Raw genomic sequence first — 21,513 nt, 5'->3', positions numbered from 1 at the left:
GCCTTCATTGGAGTTTGAGGTGAAACGAGTAACGATCGCACTCAGTCTTTTTAGTCTACTCAGTAGCACTCTGGCAAGTTGCACCGCCACTTCCCAGAACGCTCAAAACAGCGCGCAAAAAAGCAACTCCGAACTTTCATCAGTTGCTGTAGCAGTCCGCGACCTCGGCAATCCATTCTTCGTACAAGTTGGCAAGGGCGCTGAGGCCGCCGCCAAGAAAATCGGCGGTGCAAACGTGAGGACAACTCTCGTTTCCAGCGGCGACGATTTAAATCAGCAATTTAATCAAATCGAAAACTTTATTGCCTCTAATGTCAGCATGATTGTACTCAATGCTGCTGACACCAAAGGCATTGCCCCGGCTGTCGAAAAAGCCAAGCAAGCCGGAATTCCGATAATTGCAGTTGATACCGCCGCCGAGGGAGGCGTTGATGCCACAGTTACTTCAAATAACGTGCAAGCTGGCGAAGTAAGTTGTCAATATATAGCCGATCGCTTGAAAGGAAAAGGCAGCGTTGTGATTATCAACGGGCCTCCCGTCGCTTCAGTCGTCGAGCGAGTTCAGGGTTGCCAGAGTGTCTTCTCCAAATATCCCGATCTCAAAGTTCTTTCCAAAGATCAGAACGCAGAAGGTAGTCGCGATGGCGGGTTAAGAGTGATGAGCGATTTGCTTACTTCCTTCCCAAAAATTGATGCTGTTTTTGCAATTAATGACCCCTGTGCCATTGGTGCAGAATTAGCAGCCAAGCAAGCACAAAGGAGCGAGTTCTTTATTGTGGGAGTCGATGGTGCACCTGAAGCTTTAGATGCGCTCAAGCAGAACAACAGTTTATTTGTGGCTACAGCAGCTCAAGATCCATTTCGCATGGCAGCCAAGGCAGTTGAAGTCGGCAACGACATTCGGAAAGGCAAAAAGCCAGCCAATCCAAACATTCTGATTCCAGTCGCGCTGATTACTCGCGAAAACGTCAATCAACATAAAGGCTGGACAAGTGAGTGACCTTCTTCGTGTCAAGTTAAGACTAAAACCCTTGAGGAATCCCGTTTTTGCCCGAGTCTAGATCCCCCTAAATCCCCCTTAAGAAGGGGGACTTTGAGAAGAATCTTCTCCCCCCCTTCTTAAGGGGGGCTAGGGGGGATCTAAGTTTAATAGTCAAGCAGATTTCCTTACGGTATTTACAATGGTAAATAGCACTCAAGATTCAATTAAAACTCAGCCCGTCCTCGAAATGCAAGGTATTACAAAAACCTTTCACGGTTTTACAGCCTTGCACGATGTAAATATCACCGTTTACCCAGGCGAAGTCCACGCCCTCATGGGGGAAAACGGTGCGGGCAAAAGTACGCTGATGAAAATTCTGGCGGGAGCCTACATAGCTGATGCAGGCGAAATCAAAATTGACGGTCAAGCTGTTAAGATGACAGACCCCGGTCAAGCCAGAAATTTAGGGATAGCGATTATTTATCAAGAACTCAATCTCGCCCCCAATCTAACAGTTGCTGAAAACATTTTTATGGGCAGCGAGCTGAAGAAAGGAGGTACATTTCTAGACCAAGATGAAATGCGGCGTAGGGCCGCTGAGGTATTAACAAACCTCGACGCAAGTTTTGATGCTGGCGACCTAGTTTCCACACTTTCAATTGCCGAACAGCAGCAAGTGGAAATAGCTAGGGCGCTCAAAGATAAAAGCAGAATTTTAGTGATGGACGAGCCGACAGCAGCACTTTCAGACCGCGAAACAGATAAGCTTTTTGAAGTGGTTCGCCGTTTGCGGAATGAGGGCATTGCTATTATTTACATCAGCCACCGGATGGAAGAGATTTATGCCCTTGCCGATCGCGTGAGCGTCATCCGAGATGGCGGATATATTGGCTCTCTTGAAAAGCACGAAATTTCTGCCAATCGCCTGGTGGAAATGATGGTGGGTCGTTCTTTACAGGATTTGTACGAAAACAAGCATCAAATAACACCGGGTGCTGTTGTTCTTGAGGTAACAAATTTAAGCGACGGCCGCAAAGTAAAGCCTGCCACTTTTCAACTTCATGCGGGCGAAATTCTGGGTTTAGCTGGTTTAGTTGGCGCGGGCAGAACAGAACTTGCCCGCCTAATTTTTGGTGCCGATCGAAAGACAAGCGGTGAAATTAAACTAGAAAATCGTCCTCTGAATGTCTCGACACCCAATGAAGCAATGGCCGCCGGAATTGCTTACGTGCCAGAAGATCGCAAGGCTCTAGGACTATTTTTGGAGGCAACTTCGGGTGAGAATATCACGATGAATGTCCTCGATCGAGAAGCAAAAGGTGGCATTATTAACTCAAATTTTTTGTTGAAAATTGTCAATGATGCTATTAATAATTTGCAAATTCGCCTTGCAAGCCCGAGCATCAGGGCAATGGATCTTTCAGGGGGGAATCAGCAGAAGTTGCTGCTAGCGCGTTGGTTGGCTATCAACCCAAAGGTACTTTTGCTAGATGAACCGACGCGGGGTGTGGACATTGGCGCCAAAAGCGAAATTTATCGAATTATTAGCGATTTGGCAGCCAAGGGTGTAGGTATTTTAATGATTTCCAGCGAACTGCCGGAAATTGTGGGAATGAGCGATCGCGTCTTAGTGATGCGAGCAGGAAGCCTCGTCGGTGAAGTAGGCGGATCGACTGGGGAAGCAATTACGCAAGAGAACATTATGGCTTATGCCACCGGGGCAACAGAGGTAAAAAAATCATGAGTCAAACAGAAGTAAAAAACACCAGAAATCAATCAAGCGATCGCCAAAAAGCCAGTAAAGCTCAAGCTTGGAGAAATTTTATCCAAGTTGCCGGCATCCTGCCGATTTTGGTTGGCATCTGTATAATTTTTTCCTTGGTAACGCCCAACTTTCTTTCAGTAGGAAATTTGATCAATGTCATCCGGCAAGCATCGATCAATATTGTCCTTGCTACAGGCATGACTTTTGTGATTTTGACTGGCGGAATTGATCTTTCTGTCGGCTCAATTTTGGGCGTGACTGCCGTAGTCGGGGTACTGGTATCCTTAGTTCCAGGTCTGGGTTGGTTTGCCGTACCGGCGGCGTTAATAGCCGGAGTATTTTTGGGATTACTTAACGGTTCGCTAATTGCCTATTTAGGTTTGCCTCCGTTCATCGTAACCCTGGGTTCTTACACAGCTTTGCGGGGAGTTGCTTATTTAGTAGCTAACGGCACTACAGTTATCAATAGAAATTTGAATTTTGCTTGGGTAGGTAACAATTATGTCGGGCCAATTCCCTGGTTAGTTATTATCGCTTTTCTCGCAGTTTTAGCGAGTTGGTTTGTCTTGCGACGGACTGTTCTAGGGAGGCATATTTATGCCGTGGGAGGTAACATTCGGGCAGCACGATTGACAGGTATTAAGGTGAGTCAGGTGCTGTTATTTGTCTATGGCGTGAGTGGGTTGCTTTCTGGTTTAGGTGGAATTATGAGCGCCTCGCGCCTCTACAGTGCGACGGGGATGTTGGGGCAAGGCTACGAATTAGATGCGATCGCTGCTGTAATTTTGGGAGGAACCAGTTTCACAGGTGGAATTGGTACTATTTGGGGTACTTTGCTGGGGGCTTTAATTATTGCCCTGCTCAATAATGGACTAACTCTCATGAACGTGTCTTTCTTCTGGCAGTTAGTTGTCAAAGGTCTGGTGATAATTATCGCAGTAACGATTGACAAAGTTCGCACCGGTTCAAGCGCAGCGTAAAGGTATTGCTAATTCGGTGTATCGGTTCCTTATTCGGAGCTTTTTCTTATGCACATCCAGCATTTTTATCACCTAATTACTGCTTTTCTCCTGGGTTCACCTGCTGTATTTCTACTAACACCATCCCCAAGTTTTGCTGCACCAATTGATAGATTAGTTGCTCCTGAACCGTTAAATCCCTTGGCAGAAGATCCCTTCGCGCAGGTGAATTCTGTCTCTCAACTCTCGGATGTAAAACCTACTGACTGGGCGTTTCAGGCGCTGCAATCTCTAGTTGAACGCTACGGCTGCATTGCCGGTTATCCCGACGGCACCTACAGAGGAAACCGCGCGCTGACGCGGTACGAATTTGCCGCAGGATTGAATAGCTGTCTCGATCGAGTCAGCGAACTAATTGCCGCAGGAACAACCAACCTGATTACTCGGGAAGATTTAGCAATCGTCCAAAAGCTGCAAGCAGAATTTGCAACAGAATTATCGGTGTTGCGGAGTCGAGTCGATGCTCTAGATGCACGCACAGCAGAACTAGAAGCGAATCAGTTCTCGACTACTACGAAGCTGAATGCGGAAATTATCGTGGTGGTAACAGATACCTCGGGTAACAGTGTTGGGGATTCGCGCGATCGCACCAACACTATTGTTGCCAACCGGGGGCGATTAAATTTTGAAACCAGCTTCACCGGTCGCGATATGCTGAGAACCCGTTTGGAATTCGGCAACTTGGGCAGGAGCATTGCCGATGAGACGGGTACAAATATGACGGCCTTGAACTTTGATGGCAATGTCGATAACACAATCACCGTCCCTCACGTATTGTATGTAACGCCGCTGACCTCTAATCTGGCGCTGACCGTCGGTCCGACAGGTGTTGGGTATCCCGATATTACGGATTTGCTGACTCCTCCCACGATCGCCAGCGATAGTGAGGGAATTCCCTCGAAGTTCGGACAATACAATCCCCTCTACCGCCGGGGAGGTGGCGGTGCTGCTGTCAACTGGACGATCGTCAAAAACCTCACCCTGACTGTGGGCTATGTAGGCGGAAATCCCAATCTCTCGCAGCAAAGTAACGGTTTATTCAACGGTTCGTACAACGCTCTGGTTCAGCTTGCCTACCGGAGCGATCGCGGAGCAATTGGCGTAGCCTATTCTCGTACCTTTGCGCCAAGCGGTAAAGCCGACCTCACAGGCGGTACGGGCAGTTTTCTGGCTGCGCGACCGTTTGGGGACAATATTGCTACATCTAGTGATTCTGTAGGCGTACAAGGATTCTACCGCCTTGCTCCCCGCTTGCAAGTTCACGGTTGGGGCGTTTATACTCGCGCCAATGCAGAAAATTCCGGTGTTAGCAGCGTTTCTGATGGTAGAGGTGGCGTGGTTTTGCTAAATGTTGACGGCGGCGATCGCGCCGATATTGTGTATGCAGCGATCGGGATAAGTTTCCCAGATGTGGGAGGTGAAGGCAACCTACCCGGGATTTTGGTGGGTTTACCAGGTCGCGTGACGAGCAGTAATGTGCGCCGCGAGCGAGATACTTCCTATCACGTTGAAGCCTTCTATCGCTTTCAGGTCAACGACAACATTTCCATTACCCCTGGTGTTTGGGCCGTTGTTAATCCTGAGAATGACAGCCGCAACGACACTCAATGGGTTTGGTTGCTCCGCACTGGCTTTAACTTTTAAGCGGAAAGATATTTTAGTAACCTAGTCCAGGACGCAAAAACCCAGTTTCTTGACGTAATTGCCTCATTTGAGACGATAATCGCGAGAAACCGGGTTTTTTAGACTGATAGTGCATCCAGGGCTTCAATTCCATGCCACACAACAAAAAACCCCTACCATCGCTGGCTGGGGTAGAAAATTATCAGGGTGCATCTACTAATATTTGCAACTATAACATACATTTGTGGGGTGTCACCCTTCATGGGTGACACCCAACGAAAATTTTGAGTCAGAATAAATTATGATTCAATATGCCAATGATTAACAAAGCTGCTATATCATCTCGTTCTGTCCCAGCCGATCTAAAATTTAAGATTTAGAATAAATCTGTGCTAGACCTCAAATTAATCCGAGAAAACCCGCAAGCCGTGCAAGAAAGCCTCAACCTGCGCGGAGGTAACTATGAAATCGAGCCGATTTTGCAATTAGACAAACAGCAGCGGGAGTTGGAAGGCAAGCGATCGCAACTACAAGCCCGCAGCAACGAAATTGCCAAACTCATCGGTCAAAAAAGAAAATCGGGTTTACCCCTCGAATCTCCCGAAATTCAGGAATTGCAGGCAGAAGGCAACGCAGTCGGCACCGAGTCGAACGAACTGCAAGCACAGGAAAAAGACCTAAAAGCTCAAATAGAAGCTTTATTGCTACCGCTGCCAAACTTGCCGAGTCCCTCAACGCCGATCGGCAAAAATGAAGAGGAAAACGTCGAAATCCGGCGCTGGGGAGACGAATACATACCCCAAAATTCAGGTATTTTACCGCACTGGGAAATCGGCGAAAAATTAGGAATCATCAACTTTGAACGGGCAGTAAAAATCGCTCAGCCCCGCTTTGTGAGCTTAATGGGAGCTGGTGCAGCCCTGGAAAGAGCGATAATTCAATTCATGATCGATCGCCACACAAAAGCCGGTTATGTAGAAGTAATTCCCCCATTTTTAGTTAACACTGAATCCCTGACTGCTACGGGTCAATTACCCAAATTTGCTGAAGAAAGTTTCAAGTGCGACCAAGATGATTTGTGGTTAATTCCTACTTCCGAAGTTCCGGTTGTCAATTTGTACAGAGGCGAAATTTTGACAGCAGAACAGTTGCCAATTTATCACTGTTCTTACACTCCTTGTTTTCGCCGCGAAGCTGGCAGTTACGGCAAAGATACGAGGGGATTAATTCGACTGCACCAATTTAATAAAGTTGAATTGGTAAAACTCGTGCATCCGAGTACCTCCGAGGCAGAGCACGAAAAGTTAGTGCAGGATGCTGAGGGAGTTTTGCAGGCGCTGAAATTGCCTTATCGGACGATCGCACTGTGTACGGGCGACTTAGGTTTCGCGGCCGCAAAAACCTACGATTTAGAGGTGTGGCTGCCATCTGCGGGCAAATACCGCGAGATTTCCAGTTGTTCCAACGTCGCAGATTTTCAGGCGCGGCGGGCAAATATTCGCTTTAAAGAAGCGGGTAAAAAAGGCACTCAATTCGTTCACGCCCTGAACGGTTCCGGTTTAGCTGTGGGCCGGACAATGGCGGCAATTTTGGAGAATTACCAGCAGCCGGATGGAACTGTAAAAGTGCCGGAAGCCTTACAACCCTATTTGGGACGGGAAGTTTTATAAACAAGTTTGTAGTTATATCAAATCTGTTAGCATCGGAATTATTCCTCTCTCTATTCTCGACCTCTGCGTGAATCTGCGTCAATCCATTGTTATCTGCGGTTCCGAAATTATCTTTTTTTTACCGCAGATGAGGGCAGATAAACACAGATTAACGCAGATCAATTAGATCGAGTCCGGTTGCACCGTTCGTGGTTGAATGTTGACTGGATTTGACGCCCGACGATGCTACCGGATTTGATATTACTGGGCGATTGAAATCGAGCCTAGACAAACTTTCGTCCCAGCAGAAGGGGACTAAAAAATAACGTAAAACACGAATGCTGTTAGATACCAGACAACTTCGGCAAAGTCGGGTATCTGGGCGTTCTATTTTTTATCGATTTCTTCCTTCTTCGTTCTTCCTGATATCCGTTACATCCGTTACATCCGTTACATCCGTTACATCCGTTACACAATCCGTTGCCGAACTTCCTTCTTCCTTCTACTTACAATTGGCTCAACGCTTCTTTGATATTTAATGCTAAAAATCTATCCAATGCTAGATACATCCAATAAACAGATAACTGACTATCACTGCTAGTCTTCTGAAATCCCAAGGTCAGGCACATTTTTTCGTACATGGGGTGAATCATCAGGGTGTACAAGTCGCAAAGATTGGGAAAATCTGTTTGCATTTCGCCTAAAACTTTTTGTGCGTCTTCGAGAAAAGCAATGCGGTATTCTGACAAATACTGCGGCTCGATCATCCAACTGCGGACAAATACTGACTGGCAATTTATATCTCCTGGTAGCGCCATCTTGAAAGGATCGATATCGGAAATAGAACTTAAATGAAGCCCTTTACTAGCAGCATTAAAAAAATTTACTTCAGATTCGCTAGCTGTGGGATAAAGTAAGTAAAAGCCGACTGGATTGAGATTATCTGAGCGGCGCAAAACTCGCATTCCCTTTGAGTATTGACTGGCAAAAAACCGGAGTATTTTAGCAATTTTGTGGGGAACGGCGTTAGTGTTTCGGTTCATCCAGTTGTAATTGGTGGCTAATAAATTGGCAACCGGAATCGCGTCGCACCGGGGGTCAAAATTATCTAATTGGAGTTGTACAGGCTTTTGAGGTTCGGCGGCCTCTAAAATTTCTGAAACTGGTTGAATTTGAATTGCCGTAGCGTTACCATCAAAGTGTTTTGCGATTAATCCGAGTGCTGCTAATTTATCTAACATCATTCCGGCGGCCCGATCGCTTCCGCGATCGGAATCACAGTAAAATAGTTCGGCGGCTTCCCGGTGAGTGCACAGCACTTCTGTTGCTGGCACTTCCAGTTTCGCCAGCGGTGGTTTGAGACGGGGCTGGCTTTCCTGAAGCTGTTTCACCGATAAGTAAACCCAAAGCCTGATAAAGCATTCAGCCCTAGTGCGAGTTACGCCTACTCGTTTCATTAACAGCGAAACAGCCGTGCGGCGTTGAGAAGGAGAATACCAAGTATCTAGTTTTGCAATATCCATTTCAGTCGGGAAGCTGCGAAGGAACTCTAGTTACATATTGGCTCAATTACAATAAACTTCACCCCGCTTCAGATTACTTGTTGCCACTGTTGCTCAACTTGCCTGATTTCCGGCGACTCTACAAGATAGCTGCTTGCTCCTTGCAAGTTCACTGCTTCACAAAGCATTATCAATTTTAGATATTTTCTGGCTTGATTTAACAAACGAACGAACCCGAGTAAATTAGCAACTTTAGAGGTGTACGCCATGTACAGTGCTTATATCAATCGGATCGGAAAATTTTTGCCGGGAGAACCGATTAATAACGATGAGATGGAAGAGTATCTCGGCAAAATTGCCTCGCGCCCTTCGAGAGTCAGGCAGCGAATTCTCAACAGCAACGGCATTCAACAGCGCTACTACGCGATCGACAAACAGCAGCAAACACTATATTCTAACAGCCAAATGGCAGCGTTTGCCGTCCGTGACGCGATTTCTCAGTCAAATCTGGAACCGGGGGCGATCAACTTATTGGCCTGCGCTACCACTTTACCAGACTTATTAGTACCGGGATTTGCCAGCACAGTACACGGGGAACTTTCCGAATTATCTCCCCTAGAAATAGTGTCAACTCAAGGAGTTTGCTGTGCCGGAGTTAGTGCTTTAAATTACGCCGCCTCTCAAATCGAACTCGGGAAAAAACAAACCGCCATTGCCGTCGCTTCCGAATTTCCCTCGCGCCTGTTCAAAAACACCAAATTTGAAGCAAAGACTTCAGTGCAAGCGGGAAAACCCCTGCCTTTCGATACAGAATTTCTGCGCTGGATGCTCTCCGACGGTGCGGGAGCATTGTTGCTCCAAAACCATCCTAACGCGACAGGAATTAGCTTAAAAATAGAATGGATTGAGCTAATTTCCCACGCTAACGCCTATCCTGTTTGTATGTATTCAGGATTAGCCAACGAAACCTCCACTAAAAGCTGGTTGGATTATTCCTCCTACCTCGATGCAGCCACAGCGGGAGCTTTTGACTTGCGGCAAAATATTCGCTTGCTGGAAAATGTAATGAAATTAGGTGTTGAAGGTTGGCTGCGGTTGATTAAAGCCGGGAGAGTTTGTCCGCAGGAAATCGACTGGCTGCTGTGCCACTATTCGTCTCACTTTTTCCGGGGACAAATTGTAGAACTTCTGGAACAAGCAGGCTGCATGATTCCTGAAGAAAAATGGTTTACTAACTTATACAGTCGGGGAAATACAGGTTGTGCCTCGATTTATTTAATGTTAGAGGAATTGTTCAATTCGGGCAAGTTGCAGCCGGGACAGAAAATCTTTTGTTTCGTGCCAGAAAGTGGCCGCTTTACAACGGCATATATAATGTTAACTGCTGTGGAAAATACCCATAAGCCTATGAGTTCTCAAATTTATAACATTCATGAGGTTCCCGAAGCTTCGCCTCTCGAAAGCGTTAAACCCGAACACCCCAACTCTCCGCAAGCTTATTTGTTGCGGGAGTTAGCAGGGATTTGGCTGAAGTTTGAGCGCGAAATTCGTTCTGTTCCCATTGTCCGCAAATTGTACCGAGGAGAGTTTACAATAGAAGATTATCAAGCTTTGCTGTGCAATCTCCGACCGCAAGTTGTAGAGGGAGCTCGCTGGATTGCTCGCGCTGCTTCTAACATGAGTGACTTTCGCCTGCGATCGACTTTTATCGGCCATGCTCAAGACGAACACCGCGACTATCAAATGCTAGAACAAAATTATGTTTCTGTGGGCGGTGAATTGGCAAAAATTGTGGAATATGATAAGAATATTGGCAGCGAAGCACTATCAGCTTTTATCTTCCACCAAGCATCGCGGGAAAATCCGGTCGATTTAATTGGCAGTATGTTTATTATCGAAGGATTGGGCAATCGGTTGGCGGGAAAGTGGGCAAAACAAATTAAAGAAAGTCTAGGTTTGCAAGACGAACAAGTATCGTTTTTAGCGTATCACGGATCTAATGACGAGTCGCATTTAGCCAAACTGGAAAATTTGATTAATGCCGAATGGATGACAGATGATATTGCCCGCCGCATTGTCAAAACCGCTCGCGTTACTGCTCGTTTATATTTGCTGCAATTGGAGGAAATTCGCTAATGCAAAAGCTGCAAAAACAAGATACCGAAAATCTCCCAGATGAGCGAAAAATTCCTTACGCTACCAAACCCTACAACCGCCGAGATCCGAATGTTTGGGATGTACTGTTTTGCGATCGATCTATTCCCGTCGATTTAGTGGCAAAAGCCTACATGATCCGGGATTTGCAAAACTGGACTCGCAGTTATTTGCTGATTCCGATCAAAGTAATTGCTAACTTGTTGCTGGCGGTAATTATGACAACAAAGCGCCTGTTGCCATTTCAATTCCGCGCTTACACTTTAATGCACAAATCGGCTGCATTTTTCCTAAATAATTTTGTCTCGCCAGAAGCTTGTTATTTAATTGTCCGACACATCTGCATCGGCTCCAACATTATCAACTTCTTGATTGACAACGGCCCCGACACCCAGATAGAAAAGTCAAAGCTTTATCCGCGCACTGTTAGCGATTTAGCTGACAATGCGTTTCTCGAACACGACTTAATTCTCTATAACTTTGTCTGGGATTACAACCAGGCCATGCTGACCAATCCTAACTGGTTGCAAGTCGTCAAAAAACGGGGAATAAATTATGATAGCATTCAACCAGTAGAAGTTGCCATAGATTTTGAAAAACGCAGATGGCTAAACATTCTGGATTTAGAATCGGCGATCGAATTGTTTAAAGTATTTTATTCTTTGTGTTTGACTAGCGACGAATTTGCGCGAGCAGTGATGTCGCTTCAGTTAGATGAAAACTTCGGAGTGTACGTCAGCGAGATTACGGGAAATTGCGACTGGAATCATGTAATTGTCAATCGCCATCCGCTAGCGCCAAACAGTCCGTTTAATGCGGCACGCGATTTGTTTTTGCACGGAATAATTTCGGAATATCTCTATCGGTATTTGGAACTGCAAAAAGAGATGATAAATGTTTCAAAGTAAGGTGCTTAGGTATGTGCAACGTAAGCACCTTACGAATATAAGTAGCGCGTCCAATAACTTTTTGCGTAAGTCCTGAAGTTTGAAAAAATGGTTAATTTTTAGGTCAAAAATTAATAGGAAAACTCAAGCTGCTGCTAGCTGTGCTTGTTCTGCTGCTTTGGGCAAAGTCTGATTTACCACAATCCACTTGCCTGTAATTGGGTCGCGGTAAGTAATAAACGGATTAGATTTTAAAGGTTGACTGCAAGGTTTAGCGCCCATTTCTACACACTCCCTATAAATGGCATTGAATAACTACTACAACACCATACTTTTAATAATCGGATATTTTGCCTGAAATCCGCGTGATTTATACCTCAACAATAGGTGATATTTTATGTGTGCTTTGGTGACATAGAACACTGCCTAATGTGATTTAAAACTGCGTTGGCAGTGAGCAGTATCACCAAAAACCTTCCGTAAAAAAAATTGGCCTTCTGGTTTTTACCTTCTACCTTTAAGAGGGCCACTATTTTCAGTATACATCTGATATTATTAAGTAAGGTAAAGACGTTTATTAGAGATCCCCTCACAAACTTATGGTGCTATTTGGATTTGGCAAAAAGTCGAGCCTGCCCTCTCCCCAAGAGGCCTTGCCGGGGCGGGCAGAGTCGATGTCGGTACCGGCAACTCACTTTGTTAACGGCAATCCGCTCAAACCTCCCTTTCCAAACGGCATGGAGACTGCCTTGTTTGGCCTGGGCTGTTTTTGGGGAGCAGAACGCAAATTTTGGCAACAAAATGGAGTTTTTTCGACCGCTGTTGGCTACGCGGCCGGGATTACTCCGAATCCTACTTACAATGAAGTTTGCAGCGGGATGACGGGACACAATGAAGTAGTTCTGGTTGTGTTCGATCCCAAAGTAATTAGTTACGAAACGCTGCTCAAAGTTTTTTGGGAAAGTCACAATCCTACTCAAGGAATGCGTCAGGGCAATGATTCTGGTACTCAGTACCGATCGGGCATTTACACGTATTCAGCTACCCAAATGCAGCTAGCTGAAGCTTCGCGAGATGCTTACCAGCAGGCTTTGACGGCGGCCGGTTACGGCAAGATTACTACTGAAATTATTGATGCTCCTGAGTTTTATTACGCAGAAAGCTATCACCAGCAGTATCTTGCTAAAAACCCGAACGGTTATTGCGGTTTGGGCGGTACTAAGGTTTGTTTGCCTGCTATGTCTCAGGCTTAAAACTTGACCCAGCTTAGGGATAGGGACACATAGAGCGGGACACAACAATGTTGTGTCCCTACAAAATGGATCAGGACACAACATTGTTGTGTCCCTACACAAGAGGGCTTCTAGGCAGCCACAAAAAGCTGAATGTGTTAGTAGTTTAAAACAGGTATTAAATGTTGAGTGCTGTTGTAATTATCAATCTACTAATATCTCTTGTCTGTTTTTATATCGCTGCGAAAGTGTGGAAAATTAGGCGGACGATCGCACTTTTTGAAATTCGGATCGCAGCAATCGAACGCTGTAGCAGCAATGTCCTGAGCACGTCGCCGGATTTCTTTGCTAACAGGCAGCAAGGTGCCCGCCAACTGCGACGGCGCTATCAACAACTGGAATTGCAACTGCAACAAATTCAGCAACTTTTGGGATTGCTGGGTTTGGGACGGATGCTTTGGCGCAGGCGCGATCGACCTTTGAGGTAAGCTATCCTAAAACTGCTGCAAATTTTGCCATCTCTACCTGCAGACTGATGGCAGCAGCAAATCGCCACCTCTGGTAGAAATCCAAAATAATCAAGAATATTTCTATCTTTGTAAACGGCTGCGATCGGGCAAACGCCCCTAAAATTGGTGTATGGAGAGAAGTTATAAAAATGTCAACTAAACGTTCAGGATTATTTATTGGCGGTTTGCTTGTGGGTTCTGCGATCGGGGCCGTGACTGGCTTGCTGATGGCACCGCGACCGGGCAAGGAGACGCGGCAGATATTGAAAAAATCGGCCGATGCTTTGCCGGAGTTGGCGGAAGATTTATCGACTAGCGTGCAGTTGCAGGCCGATCGACTTTCTGAAACCGCAATCCGAAATTGGGACGAAACTTTGATTAGACTCAAAGAGGCGATCGCGGCCGGTTTGGAAGCGACTCAGCGGGAACGCCAAACCCTGTCGGAAGCTGAATCTGAAGTGAGTCCCCCGTCGCGCCCTCCCATCCGCTAAATGACATGAAATTCTCAACCCCCAATCCCAGATTCAAGTGAGCGATCCCATATTTTGGCTAGGACTTTCGATTTTGCTTGTGGCAGTTAGCCTGACTGCTGTTTTAGTGACTTTAATACCTGCGGTGCAAGCGCTGGCACGGGCGGCCCGCAGCGTGGAAAAGCTCGCTGACACGCTTTCTCGCGAATTTCCGCCCACTTTGGAGGCGATTCGGTTGACGGGGCTGGAAATTAGCGAGTTGACGGATGATGTCAGCGATGGGGTGCAAAGTGCGGGCGAGGTTGTCAAACAGGTCGATCGAAGTATTGGTAGCGCCAAAAAGCAGGCGCAAAACGTGCAGGTAACTACTCGCAGCGTGGTGACTGGGATTAAGGCTGCTTGGAAAACTTTAACTCGCAAGCCGCCGATTTCTGGGACAAATCGCCGTTCAACAGATAGATTGTCACCGAGTCAAAGAAGTGCGCTTTCGCTGAGGGATTCGGGTTTGGAGGACAGGTATCCTGGGGGTTACGGTGCTGGTGCGAGTAATGGGGAATCGCCCCGGTTGAGAAGTAGCGAGAGTTCGGATTTGCCGGGGGATGCTGAAGAGTTCGAGGAAGTGCGATCGAACGATTCTTGATTGCACCCAATTCCTCATCATCCCTCCACAGCACAGCCATCCCACCAGCAAGGATTTTTATCAATAAAATCCATCAAAGCATCATACTTAGGCGAACCCTTTTGTTCCACATATTCCAAAGCGCCCCAACTTCCCCACTTACTAAATCCACCCACGTCCACAAAGTGCATGAAAAGACTGCCTCCAGCTTGTTTCCAACTATTCAGTAATTGGGTGTACATATCATACATTTCTGGACGCCTATTTAATTCCATAAAAAACTCAGTCAGTTTTTCGTTATTCTCCACTCCTTCAGTACCTACAATATGTTGACCGCCCTCGTAAACAAATAACTTGAGACCTTTTTTTTGAGCCACATCTAAAAAATACTTAAAGTCATTATCAACATCTGGCAAACTATCTTTGAAGCCAGGAAGTAACCCGCCCTCTCTTAATTGCTTAAAAGCTTTCCCAAACCCGCCATCTGCGTCCTTCAACCAAGACTCTACTGTGCTGACACTTTCTTTCCCACCCAAGTTGCCGCTAAAATATCCAGCTATGGCTACGGCATCAATGCCGTGTTGATAACAAGGTTTATTGCCCTCAGCTACCCAAGAGGAACACTCTAAAGCATAAGTTTCTAAATCTCTCCAGCCTCTTTGAACTCCTAACACGCAGACAACTCGATTCTTTTGATCTTCAAAAACACCTTTCCAGATATCGCACATTTGAGCAGTACGCATTCCGTACCATTGCATAAAAGCATCGCCTTTATCTCCCCACTTCGCTTTACCTTGTTCCAAAGCATAATGCGATTGTGGAAATGACCAATTCCAAACCTCATTAGAATACTCTACATAAACTTTCAGCTTTGGATCTACACTATCTTTTACCCTGTTAGCAAAGTTAGTCATATATTCATCAGTAGCCTGATGCGGCATATTAAACCAGGGTTCTGCTTGAACTTTGTTAGTTAAATTCACCATAACTTCTATGGGAACATTTCCTCTGTAAGCATAGGATACGCTCTCTGGTTTAGGTCGGTTTGACCAGTCTTTTTGTTCCGAACCATTTGTCCCCATCCAATCCATAAAACGCAAGACTCTAAATTTTTTAATCTTGTCTATAAACAGCGGATTAAATATTTCACCGCTTTGATAAAGCTGTTCATCTTGGGAACGAACAACTTTAATATTGCGGATATAGTTCCCTGTTTTCTTGGGATCGGTAGCAGTAATTGTAATCATTATGCCTCCGCCTTGTGTGGCATCCACATTAATGATATCCCTCCCTGGTTTCGACGCAGCCTCATCTTTTTTGGAATCAAAGCTATATTCGATCGCACCTTCACCCTCATAAGTAACAATATATTGCCCTGAAGGATAGAAATTGGGGATTTCCCTAAGTAATAGGGTACTTACCCTAGTATATTTAGGAGCATCTTCGGGAGATGGGAGAGACTTCACCCACCCATTTTCATCAAGGTTTAAAAGATTATACTCTTCTGTATCCCATTCACCTTGACAGTTTGGTTGTCCGCTGACGCATTGAGTTATCCATTTTCGAGAAGATTTGAAAGCATCTAAAAAGGGTAATTGTGTTGACGAGTCAGAAATACCCTGAAGCCCAACTCCTAAAGAAGAGCGAGAATTTGACGTATTTTGTACATCTGCACGCACAGCTACTTTGTTATCTGTTTGCCGTGCTACTGTTGGAGGAATATTAGTTGTTAAAGCCCAACATCCGGGAATGAAAATGACAAAAATTAATAAACCAAGGACAAAGCCCAGAGCTTTATTTTTCGATCGTATATTTAATCGAGACATAAATTTGACTAATTTGATTGTTTTTGGTAAAATCGGAACGGTAAGACAGTTTTAATTTTGATATCTTATCAAAAAGTTCCTGCTCAAACAATCAGCTATAAGATTATTAACATTGTGGCCTCTCAGTGGAGGGGCGATCGCCCTTTCTGTCCCCAAGTGCGATCGCCCATCTAAGCGTCTTTATCCAAATCTTCTGTTTTCGGAGTTTCTGAAGTTGAGGGGAATTCTAGCCGAATGTTAATATCAATTGATACTGTACTTTCTTTAAAACCTATATTAACTATTTTTACTAATGCTTCTGTAGGTACAGAATTATTTACTTTAAATTCAGCAGAAGACTGAGTTTTATATCCGGCTTCCTGTAGCCGCTCGCAAATATTGCGCCAATTTCCTACAGGTTCGTTAGGTACATCTGCGAGTTTTTTAACATATTGGTATAAAGTTTTACATAAATAAACCTCTGCACTTTTGGAACTCTGAAACAGTTGGCGGGCGATTTCGGCGGGACTGCAACCGGAAAGCAATCCTCGCAGGTAAAGTTTTTCTGTTTCTGTGAGTCCCCTGCGCGATCGAGGTGAGATTTGCCGTTTAGCTTCTGCAAAAGCTTGGTACAGCCTTTCTAAGTCCCAGTGTTTGGCGGCTTCGGCAAATAAGTCTTCCTTTGAGGCCATTTTCGGGTGTGGTGAGATGTGGCTAACGATAGCATAACGGAAATTGCTAGCGTTTGTTAGTTGCTTGCTCACAATAGGTAGTCTAGTATTAAATTACCGACTCATCGTCTAAGTGCAAATACTTAGGAAAGCGGTAAAGTGCGATCGCGATATTTCAAATTTTGCCTGTTTAATTAACTTTCGTTAGTCAAACAGTTAGTTTTTGTTCCTTACACTGAGGTATTTCAATGGCTAAAGGTGATGAAATAGCGAAAGCGGCAGGTTCCGCTGCTGCAGGTGGTGCTGTGGGTGCTGGTGTGGTAGCTGCTACAGGTTTGACGGCAGTTGGTGCCGTTGGCGGAGGTGCTGGTATTGGTGCTGCTGCTGGGCCCGTTGGTGTAGCCGTAGGTGCGTTGGCTGGTTTGGCATTTTACGGGATCAGCAAGGCTTTTTCTGACGACTAAACATTGACTCGCGCCAGGGACTTCAGTTTGCACCATTGTCAATAACGGGCAAGATGCCCGTTCCACAAAGAGTGAATTTCTTGTGGGATGGGCATCCTGCCCGTCCGTTCCACAAAGAGTGAATTTCTTGTGGGAGGGGCATCCTGCCCGTCTGTTCCACAAAGAGTGAATTTCTTGTGGGATGGGCATCCTGCCCGTCCGTAAAAGGCTTATTGAGAATGGTGCGATATCTCAGTTAAAACCGACTGGAAACGCTCAGGTAATTATCTTTGTGTCTGTTCTCATATTTTATTCAATCAAGATTATTAACTTATGTCTTCTCAAGAATTTCAAGCAGCATACACCAGCATTTACAGTACAGGCACTCTCCTCTTACAATATCTCAAAGAATTCCGTGACGGACTCCACATTCAGGGAGATGAAAGTCAAGGGCTACAAAGCATTGAAGATGAAATTAACAAAGCTTTAAAGGCTTTGCAAGATCAGAAGTATCAAGTAGCCGTCATAGCAGCAATGAAAGCTGGCAAAAGCACCTTCTTGAATTCAGTCATCGGTGCTGATGTGCTGGCGAGTGAAACTGCCGCCTGTACCATCTGCCGTACAGATGTCCGACATATTAAACCGGGCGAAACTCCTAAACTTTTAGAGTACCGAGAAGGAGAAAGAAAACCAGTCATTCTTGTTGAGGGTGACGCTGGCGAAATTCAGCAAAAATTCCTGCAGCGTACCCGTGAAATCAGAGAAACAGGCAATCCTGATAACACTACACGCTTTGAGATAGAGCATCCGATTGAAGCAATTAGCCAATTATCTTCTCTCACAGGCTTTACCTTAGTTGATACTCCCGGCCCTAATGAGTGGGAGTCTGCAAACTTCAACATAAATGAACTGAAGCAGACAGCACTAGAAGCACTGCGAACCTGCAATGCCATTCTGTTTATTTTAAATTACGCTTCCTACAAAGATAATGCAGTTGCTGATTTGTTTAAGGATGTTGTTGAAAATCGTAAGGATTTTATAGCTGAGAGCACGGGGAAAATTTACTTTATTTTGAATAAAGTTGACCAAAAAACAGAGAGAGACAAAGAAATTGCTGATGTCATTAAAGATTTAGAGCGAGAGTTAGTTGGCTTTGGCTTTTGCAATCCAGTTATTTACCCTGCTAGTTCTCGACAAGGACTTCTAGCGAAACTGATTCAGCAAGGAAAAGCAACTGACAGCGAAATCAAAGACTTTAAAAAATTCTTTAGTGCTAGGTATGCTACTGAAGATGAGGAAGGAAACCAGATTATCCCTGCACCTCGTAAAATTGCACCGCAAGCACTAGCCGATAGCGGTATCCCGACCATTCAAGAAGCAGTGATTCAAAGGATTACGCAAAATTCAGGCTGGAATTTATTGAGTGAGGTGGTGGCAGAAATCGATAAAGCTGCTAAGGCAATTGAAGATACTCTGAATACAGAGATTAGGGGTTGGGAAATGGGGATTGAAGCCCTCAAGGAAAAAGTAGAAGACTACAGGAGACGCTCAGAGAATGCGAGGTACAAAGTTAAATCTGTAGAAAAAGCTGTCGAGCAACAAAAACAAATACTAATTGAAGGATTTAGTCAAGGCATTGATAAATTTGCCGAGGGAGCTAAAGAGCAGATAGCCAGTGAAATTGATAAGATTGCAGGATCACGTTCCGCTAACTCTCCAAACCCAAAAAAAAGTGAATTTCTTTCTCAACAACTGCAAAAAGTTGAAAAAATGGGCTTCGTCGGACAAATAGTGGGAGAATTTGGAGAAGCACTATTAGGGTTGATCCCTGTTTTTGGTCAGGGATTAGGCAAAGCATTCAAATTGAGCACATCTCTCTGGGATAAACTGAGTGAAACTGTTCCTGACACTTTCAATGGTTCTGTCTCTGAACAAGATGATAAGCCTGAAAAGTTCGATCCATACATTATCCGTTGTAAGACTCAGACTGAAGCTCAAAAAATCCTAAAAACTATTAATGATGTTTGTGCGCCAAGTATTGAAAGTTGGTGGATAGATACTCAAGATCAGCTAGTTCGAGAGGGTACTAGCATCCGAGAGCAGTTAGCCGAGAAGATTCAAGAAGATATTCAAAAAATATCTGATGAGTTGTCTAATTATTTGGGTGATGCTTTACAGGTGAGACTGAATATTAACCCAATTCAGTTTCCGAGTTTTGATTTTCCCGGAATTGATGCAGGGATTCAACGTCAAGTAGAGGTATTTACCAGGACTGAAAAGATAACTGAGGTTAAAAAGAAAAGCCGGACAAAAAAATCAAATAGTTTATGTAAGGGCGATAAAACTTACACGGTAGACGTTCCTGTTGAAAAAACAATAGAAGTTCAAGATCGGCGTACTATTTATCAAGTTGACTTGCGCCAAACTGTAGAACAAATCCAAAATAAAATTGATGACAATGTATCAGGAAGCCAGTTGCTCCTAGAGCGGGTGATTGAGCAACAAGTTTCTACTGATTTTAAAAGTGCCGAAAAGCAAATCAATGATTACATTAAAAGGTTTCAAAATGACTTCGATCGCGTTTTGAAGGAACGGGAAACGAAAGAAGCAGAAGCGCCGGAAATTCTAGCTCGTCTTGAGTATCAAAAAGCCAAGCTTATTAAGTACCTCAGTCAATTAAGTTCGATTCGAGAATCTCTCAATAGTTGGAAGCCAGTTAAGTAAAGTTAGAGAAAGTACGATCGCCTTTTTTCCCAAAGTGCGATCGGCCTTTTCCCCCAAATAACCAAAAGGGATCTCGCCTTTCTCATGCCGAATCCCAAAGGGCGATCGCACTAATTTTTGGATAAGCTATCCCTTTACACATATAAAAGCTGATTGGCAATTTCATCAGCCGTTAACGTATTTAATAGAATAGCAACCCGTTGGACAATTTCATAGGCGTTCTTTTGAGGAGTCACAATAATTCCAGAATGTCCCCATCCTTCTGTCATATATTCTAGGTGTAATAGCTCAAAATCCACGCGATTGTGAGTGAGCAAACATCGATCGACAGATGCAGCATAAGCCAATTGTTGGCTATCCAATTGACTCAACATTCCCTGTTCGCTGGTTGTCGTCACATCAAAACCCCTAGCCCGCAGCAAAGTAGCTACTAGCCTAGAAACATCTTCATCTGTATGAATAGTTGCAAATAGTTTCACAGTTTTTTCATGGCAGCTTTCACAGCAGGATTAATCAATTCTTCGGGAATTCGATTGCGCTCAATATAAGTATTTATTTCTTCCTGGTTGTCCAAATAAAAACTCAGTGCGTCAAAAATTTGAGCTAATTTCAGATGAGGTAAGTGCATCGGGATTTCTTCAGGAGTAATACCCAAACGCCACAATTCCACGATCGCACGAACGGAAGTTCTCGTTCCTGCGATAATTGGTTCCCCTTGTAAGATTTCAGGGTGACGTGCGACATAACGCGAAGCAGATTGTGTAGTCATGGGAGATTAACCGGACACATCGATCTTGATTATAACTTACGCTAAAACGCCATTAGGTCGATTGCACTTTAATATAACCGAATTTTTATTTTTCAAATGTTAAGCTTATTTAACTATAAAGCCTGGTTTCGCTGCTACTTTCAGTGAGGGAAAATACATGAAAATTCGAGAATCTCAAGGTAAGAGTGTCTGGAACCATTCTGAGGGTTGGTGCTGCGAGCCTCTTGACCCCATACCGCCCGGTCATATTGCCCTAGCCGTTGAAGCGATAGATATTAATCTTGTAGATTGGGATATCGAAGAAATTGGGGAAAAAGCAGGTTTTGATATTCAGTACAAATACACGGGAGTGAATGACCCGAAAGATTCATCTTTAGCTTGCGTAACTCAGTTTGTCGGCATTTATGAAGACTCGTCAAAGCTCGATCGCGATTTGGAAGTTTTGATTGCAGCCGGCATCCCGCGTCATTTATTTAAAATACTCACTTCCAACGATGACATCGATTTGAAGCCTGTAACGCAATACCTCAAAGCAGTCTGATAATGTCTTGGCTGTAGCGCAATTGTTGCTTTTTTTGAAGTGCGATCGCCCTTATTTTCCTAAAGTGCGATCGCTCTTAGGAATGAGAATTAAATAACTTCCACAAGTTTGTGGGATGGGCGTCCCGCCCGTCCAAAAAAGACGGGCGG

General features: G+C 44.7%; 20 protein-coding genes. 14 read left to right on the top strand and 6 right to left on the bottom strand.

What is annotated here, in order from left to right:
* The first annotated feature begins 19 nt into the window (after nt 1-19).
* The 5 genes from QUB30_RS00100 (at nt 20) to serS (ending at nt 7,059) form a co-directional block, all read left to right on the top strand.
* Nucleotides 20-1,000 carry an ABC transporter substrate-binding protein gene (locus QUB30_RS00100; protein WP_333327298.1) on the top strand — a complete coding sequence of 327 codons (981 nt, stop codon included), beginning with the start codon at nt 20-22 and terminating at the stop codon, nt 998-1,000.
* A 181-nt stretch (nt 1,001-1,181) separates the two neighbouring features.
* Nucleotides 1,182-2,726, top strand: a complete 1,545-nt coding sequence (locus QUB30_RS00095; RefSeq protein WP_333327295.1) for a sugar ABC transporter ATP-binding protein — start codon at nt 1,182-1,184, stop codon at nt 2,724-2,726.
* The gene (locus QUB30_RS00090; protein WP_333327291.1) at nt 2,723-3,727 is read left to right on the top strand and encodes an ABC transporter permease subunit; all 1,005 of its coding nucleotides are present in this window, start codon (nt 2,723-2,725) and stop codon (nt 3,725-3,727) included. The genes QUB30_RS00095 and QUB30_RS00090 overlap by 4 nt, the downstream gene beginning before the upstream one ends.
* 48 nt (nt 3,728-3,775) lie before the next feature.
* Entirely contained in the window at nt 3,776-5,410 is a 1,635-nt protein-coding gene (locus QUB30_RS00085) for an iron uptake porin (protein ID WP_333327288.1), read from the top strand.
* Between the two features lie 368 nt (nt 5,411-5,778).
* Nucleotides 5,779-7,059: a serine--tRNA ligase gene (serS, locus tag QUB30_RS00080; protein ID WP_333327285.1), complete on the top strand. Its 1,281-nt coding sequence runs from the start codon at nt 5,779-5,781 to the stop codon at nt 7,057-7,059.
* Nucleotides 7,060-7,544: 485 nt separating this feature from the next.
* On the opposite strand, the gene QUB30_RS00075 is transcribed toward serS, so the two are convergent.
* Nucleotides 7,545-8,561, bottom strand: coding sequence for a hypothetical protein (locus tag QUB30_RS00075; protein WP_333327282.1), 1,017 nt, complete (start codon nt 8,559-8,561; stop codon nt 7,545-7,547).
* A gap of 246 nt (nt 8,562-8,807) precedes the next feature.
* Here QUB30_RS00075 and QUB30_RS00070 point away from each other — a divergent pair, with 246 nt between their 5' ends.
* On the top strand, nt 8,808-10,676 hold the full coding sequence (locus QUB30_RS00070; RefSeq protein WP_333327279.1) for a 3-oxoacyl-[acyl-carrier-protein] synthase III C-terminal domain-containing protein: 1,869 nt from the start codon (nt 8,808-8,810) through the stop codon (nt 10,674-10,676).
* A complete protein-coding gene (locus QUB30_RS00065) occupies nt 10,676-11,602 on the top strand; it encodes a DUF6999 family protein (protein WP_333327276.1) in 927 nt (308 codons plus the stop codon). The genes QUB30_RS00070 and QUB30_RS00065 overlap by 1 nt, the downstream gene beginning before the upstream one ends.
* Before the next feature lie 123 nt (nt 11,603-11,725).
* On the opposite strand, the gene QUB30_RS00060 is transcribed toward QUB30_RS00065, so the two are convergent.
* Nucleotides 11,726-11,863 (bottom strand): hypothetical protein, encoded by a 138-nt coding sequence (locus tag QUB30_RS00060; RefSeq protein WP_265236679.1) that lies wholly within the window; start codon nt 11,861-11,863, stop codon nt 11,726-11,728.
* Between the two features lie 317 nt (nt 11,864-12,180).
* On the opposite strand from QUB30_RS00060, the gene msrA reads away from it, so the two are divergent.
* From msrA to QUB30_RS00040, 4 genes are all read left to right on the top strand, one after another.
* A complete protein-coding gene (msrA, locus tag QUB30_RS00055; protein WP_333082965.1) occupies nt 12,181-12,834 on the top strand; it encodes a peptide-methionine (S)-S-oxide reductase MsrA in 654 nt (217 codons plus the stop codon).
* A 161-nt stretch (nt 12,835-12,995) separates the two neighbouring features.
* Nucleotides 12,996-13,301 (top strand): hypothetical protein, encoded by a 306-nt coding sequence (locus tag QUB30_RS00050; RefSeq protein WP_333327273.1) that lies wholly within the window; start codon nt 12,996-12,998, stop codon nt 13,299-13,301.
* Between the two features lie 170 nt (nt 13,302-13,471).
* Entirely contained in the window at nt 13,472-13,813 is a 342-nt protein-coding gene (locus tag QUB30_RS00045) for a YtxH domain-containing protein (protein WP_333059922.1), read from the top strand.
* Between the two features lie 37 nt (nt 13,814-13,850).
* The gene (locus QUB30_RS00040) at nt 13,851-14,432 is read left to right on the top strand and encodes a DUF948 domain-containing protein (protein WP_333327270.1); all 582 of its coding nucleotides are present in this window, start codon (nt 13,851-13,853) and stop codon (nt 14,430-14,432) included.
* 17 nt (nt 14,433-14,449) lie between these two features.
* Here the strand turns inward: QUB30_RS00040 and QUB30_RS00035 are convergent, their stop codons facing one another.
* Nucleotides 14,450-16,237, bottom strand: a complete 1,788-nt coding sequence (locus QUB30_RS00035) for a cellulose-binding protein (RefSeq protein WP_333327267.1) — start codon at nt 16,235-16,237, stop codon at nt 14,450-14,452.
* 170 nt (nt 16,238-16,407) lie between these two features.
* Entirely contained in the window at nt 16,408-16,908 is a 501-nt protein-coding gene (locus QUB30_RS00030; protein WP_333327264.1) for a DNA-binding response regulator, read from the bottom strand.
* A 227-nt stretch (nt 16,909-17,135) separates the two neighbouring features.
* Between QUB30_RS00030 and QUB30_RS00025 the strand changes: the two genes are divergently transcribed.
* A complete protein-coding gene (locus tag QUB30_RS00025) occupies nt 17,136-17,351 on the top strand; it encodes a hypothetical protein (RefSeq protein ID WP_242724456.1) in 216 nt (71 codons plus the stop codon).
* A gap of 312 nt (nt 17,352-17,663) precedes the next feature.
* Complete coding sequence (locus QUB30_RS00020) at nt 17,664-20,054, top strand: dynamin family protein (RefSeq protein WP_333327260.1); 2,391 nt, start codon at nt 17,664-17,666, stop codon at nt 20,052-20,054.
* A 134-nt stretch (nt 20,055-20,188) separates the two neighbouring features.
* Here the strand turns inward: QUB30_RS00020 and QUB30_RS00015 are convergent, their stop codons facing one another.
* Both QUB30_RS00015 and QUB30_RS00010 read right to left on the bottom strand, forming a co-directional pair.
* Nucleotides 20,189-20,533 (bottom strand): DUF5615 family PIN-like protein, encoded by a 345-nt coding sequence (locus QUB30_RS00015; protein ID WP_333327257.1) that lies wholly within the window; start codon nt 20,531-20,533, stop codon nt 20,189-20,191.
* Complete coding sequence (locus QUB30_RS00010) at nt 20,530-20,823, bottom strand: DUF433 domain-containing protein (RefSeq protein WP_333327254.1); 294 nt, start codon at nt 20,821-20,823, stop codon at nt 20,530-20,532. Before QUB30_RS00010 ends, QUB30_RS00015 begins: the two co-directional genes overlap by 4 nt.
* Before the next feature lie 157 nt (nt 20,824-20,980).
* Here QUB30_RS00010 and QUB30_RS00005 point away from each other — a divergent pair, with 157 nt between their 5' ends.
* Entirely contained in the window at nt 20,981-21,364 is a 384-nt protein-coding gene (locus QUB30_RS00005; protein ID WP_333327251.1) for a hypothetical protein, read from the top strand.
* Nucleotides 21,365-21,513: the final 149 nt, after the last annotated feature.

The organism is Microcoleus sp. BROC3 (assembly GCF_036702515.1).
In the GTDB taxonomy this organism is placed as follows: domain Bacteria; phylum Cyanobacteriota; class Cyanobacteriia; order Cyanobacteriales; family Microcoleaceae; genus Microcoleus.
This window is presented reverse-complemented; position numbering and strand designations above follow the sequence as displayed.

Coding starts and splice junctions, on each gene's coding strand:
- QUB30_RS00025 (WP_242724456.1), top strand. CDS start 17,136: ATGGCTAAAGGTGATGAAATAGCGAAAGCGGCAGGTTCCGCTGCTGCA.
- QUB30_RS00035 (WP_333327267.1), bottom strand. CDS start 16,237: ATGTCTCGATTAAATATACGATCGAAAAATAAAGCTCTGGGCTTTGTC.
- QUB30_RS00010 (WP_333327254.1), bottom strand. CDS start 20,823: ATGACTACACAATCTGCTTCGCGTTATGTCGCACGTCACCCTGAAATC.
- QUB30_RS00020 (WP_333327260.1), top strand. CDS start 17,664: ATGTCTTCTCAAGAATTTCAAGCAGCATACACCAGCATTTACAGTACA.
- QUB30_RS00065 (WP_333327276.1), top strand. CDS start 10,676: ATGCAAAAGCTGCAAAAACAAGATACCGAAAATCTCCCAGATGAGCGA.
- QUB30_RS00085 (WP_333327288.1), top strand. CDS start 3,776: ATGCACATCCAGCATTTTTATCACCTAATTACTGCTTTTCTCCTGGGT.
- QUB30_RS00045 (WP_333059922.1), top strand. CDS start 13,472: ATGTCAACTAAACGTTCAGGATTATTTATTGGCGGTTTGCTTGTGGGT.
- QUB30_RS00090 (WP_333327291.1), top strand. CDS start 2,723: ATGAGTCAAACAGAAGTAAAAAACACCAGAAATCAATCAAGCGATCGC.
- QUB30_RS00095 (WP_333327295.1), top strand. CDS start 1,182: ATGGTAAATAGCACTCAAGATTCAATTAAAACTCAGCCCGTCCTCGAA.
- QUB30_RS00030 (WP_333327264.1), bottom strand. CDS start 16,908: ATGGCCTCAAAGGAAGACTTATTTGCCGAAGCCGCCAAACACTGGGAC.
- QUB30_RS00050 (WP_333327273.1), top strand. CDS start 12,996: ATGTTGAGTGCTGTTGTAATTATCAATCTACTAATATCTCTTGTCTGT.
- QUB30_RS00075 (WP_333327282.1), bottom strand. CDS start 8,561: ATGGATATTGCAAAACTAGATACTTGGTATTCTCCTTCTCAACGCCGC.
- QUB30_RS00060 (WP_265236679.1), bottom strand. CDS start 11,863: ATGGGCGCTAAACCTTGCAGTCAACCTTTAAAATCTAATCCGTTTATT.
- QUB30_RS00070 (WP_333327279.1), top strand. CDS start 8,808: ATGTACAGTGCTTATATCAATCGGATCGGAAAATTTTTGCCGGGAGAA.
- msrA (WP_333082965.1), top strand. CDS start 12,181: ATGGTGCTATTTGGATTTGGCAAAAAGTCGAGCCTGCCCTCTCCCCAA.
- QUB30_RS00005 (WP_333327251.1), top strand. CDS start 20,981: ATGAAAATTCGAGAATCTCAAGGTAAGAGTGTCTGGAACCATTCTGAG.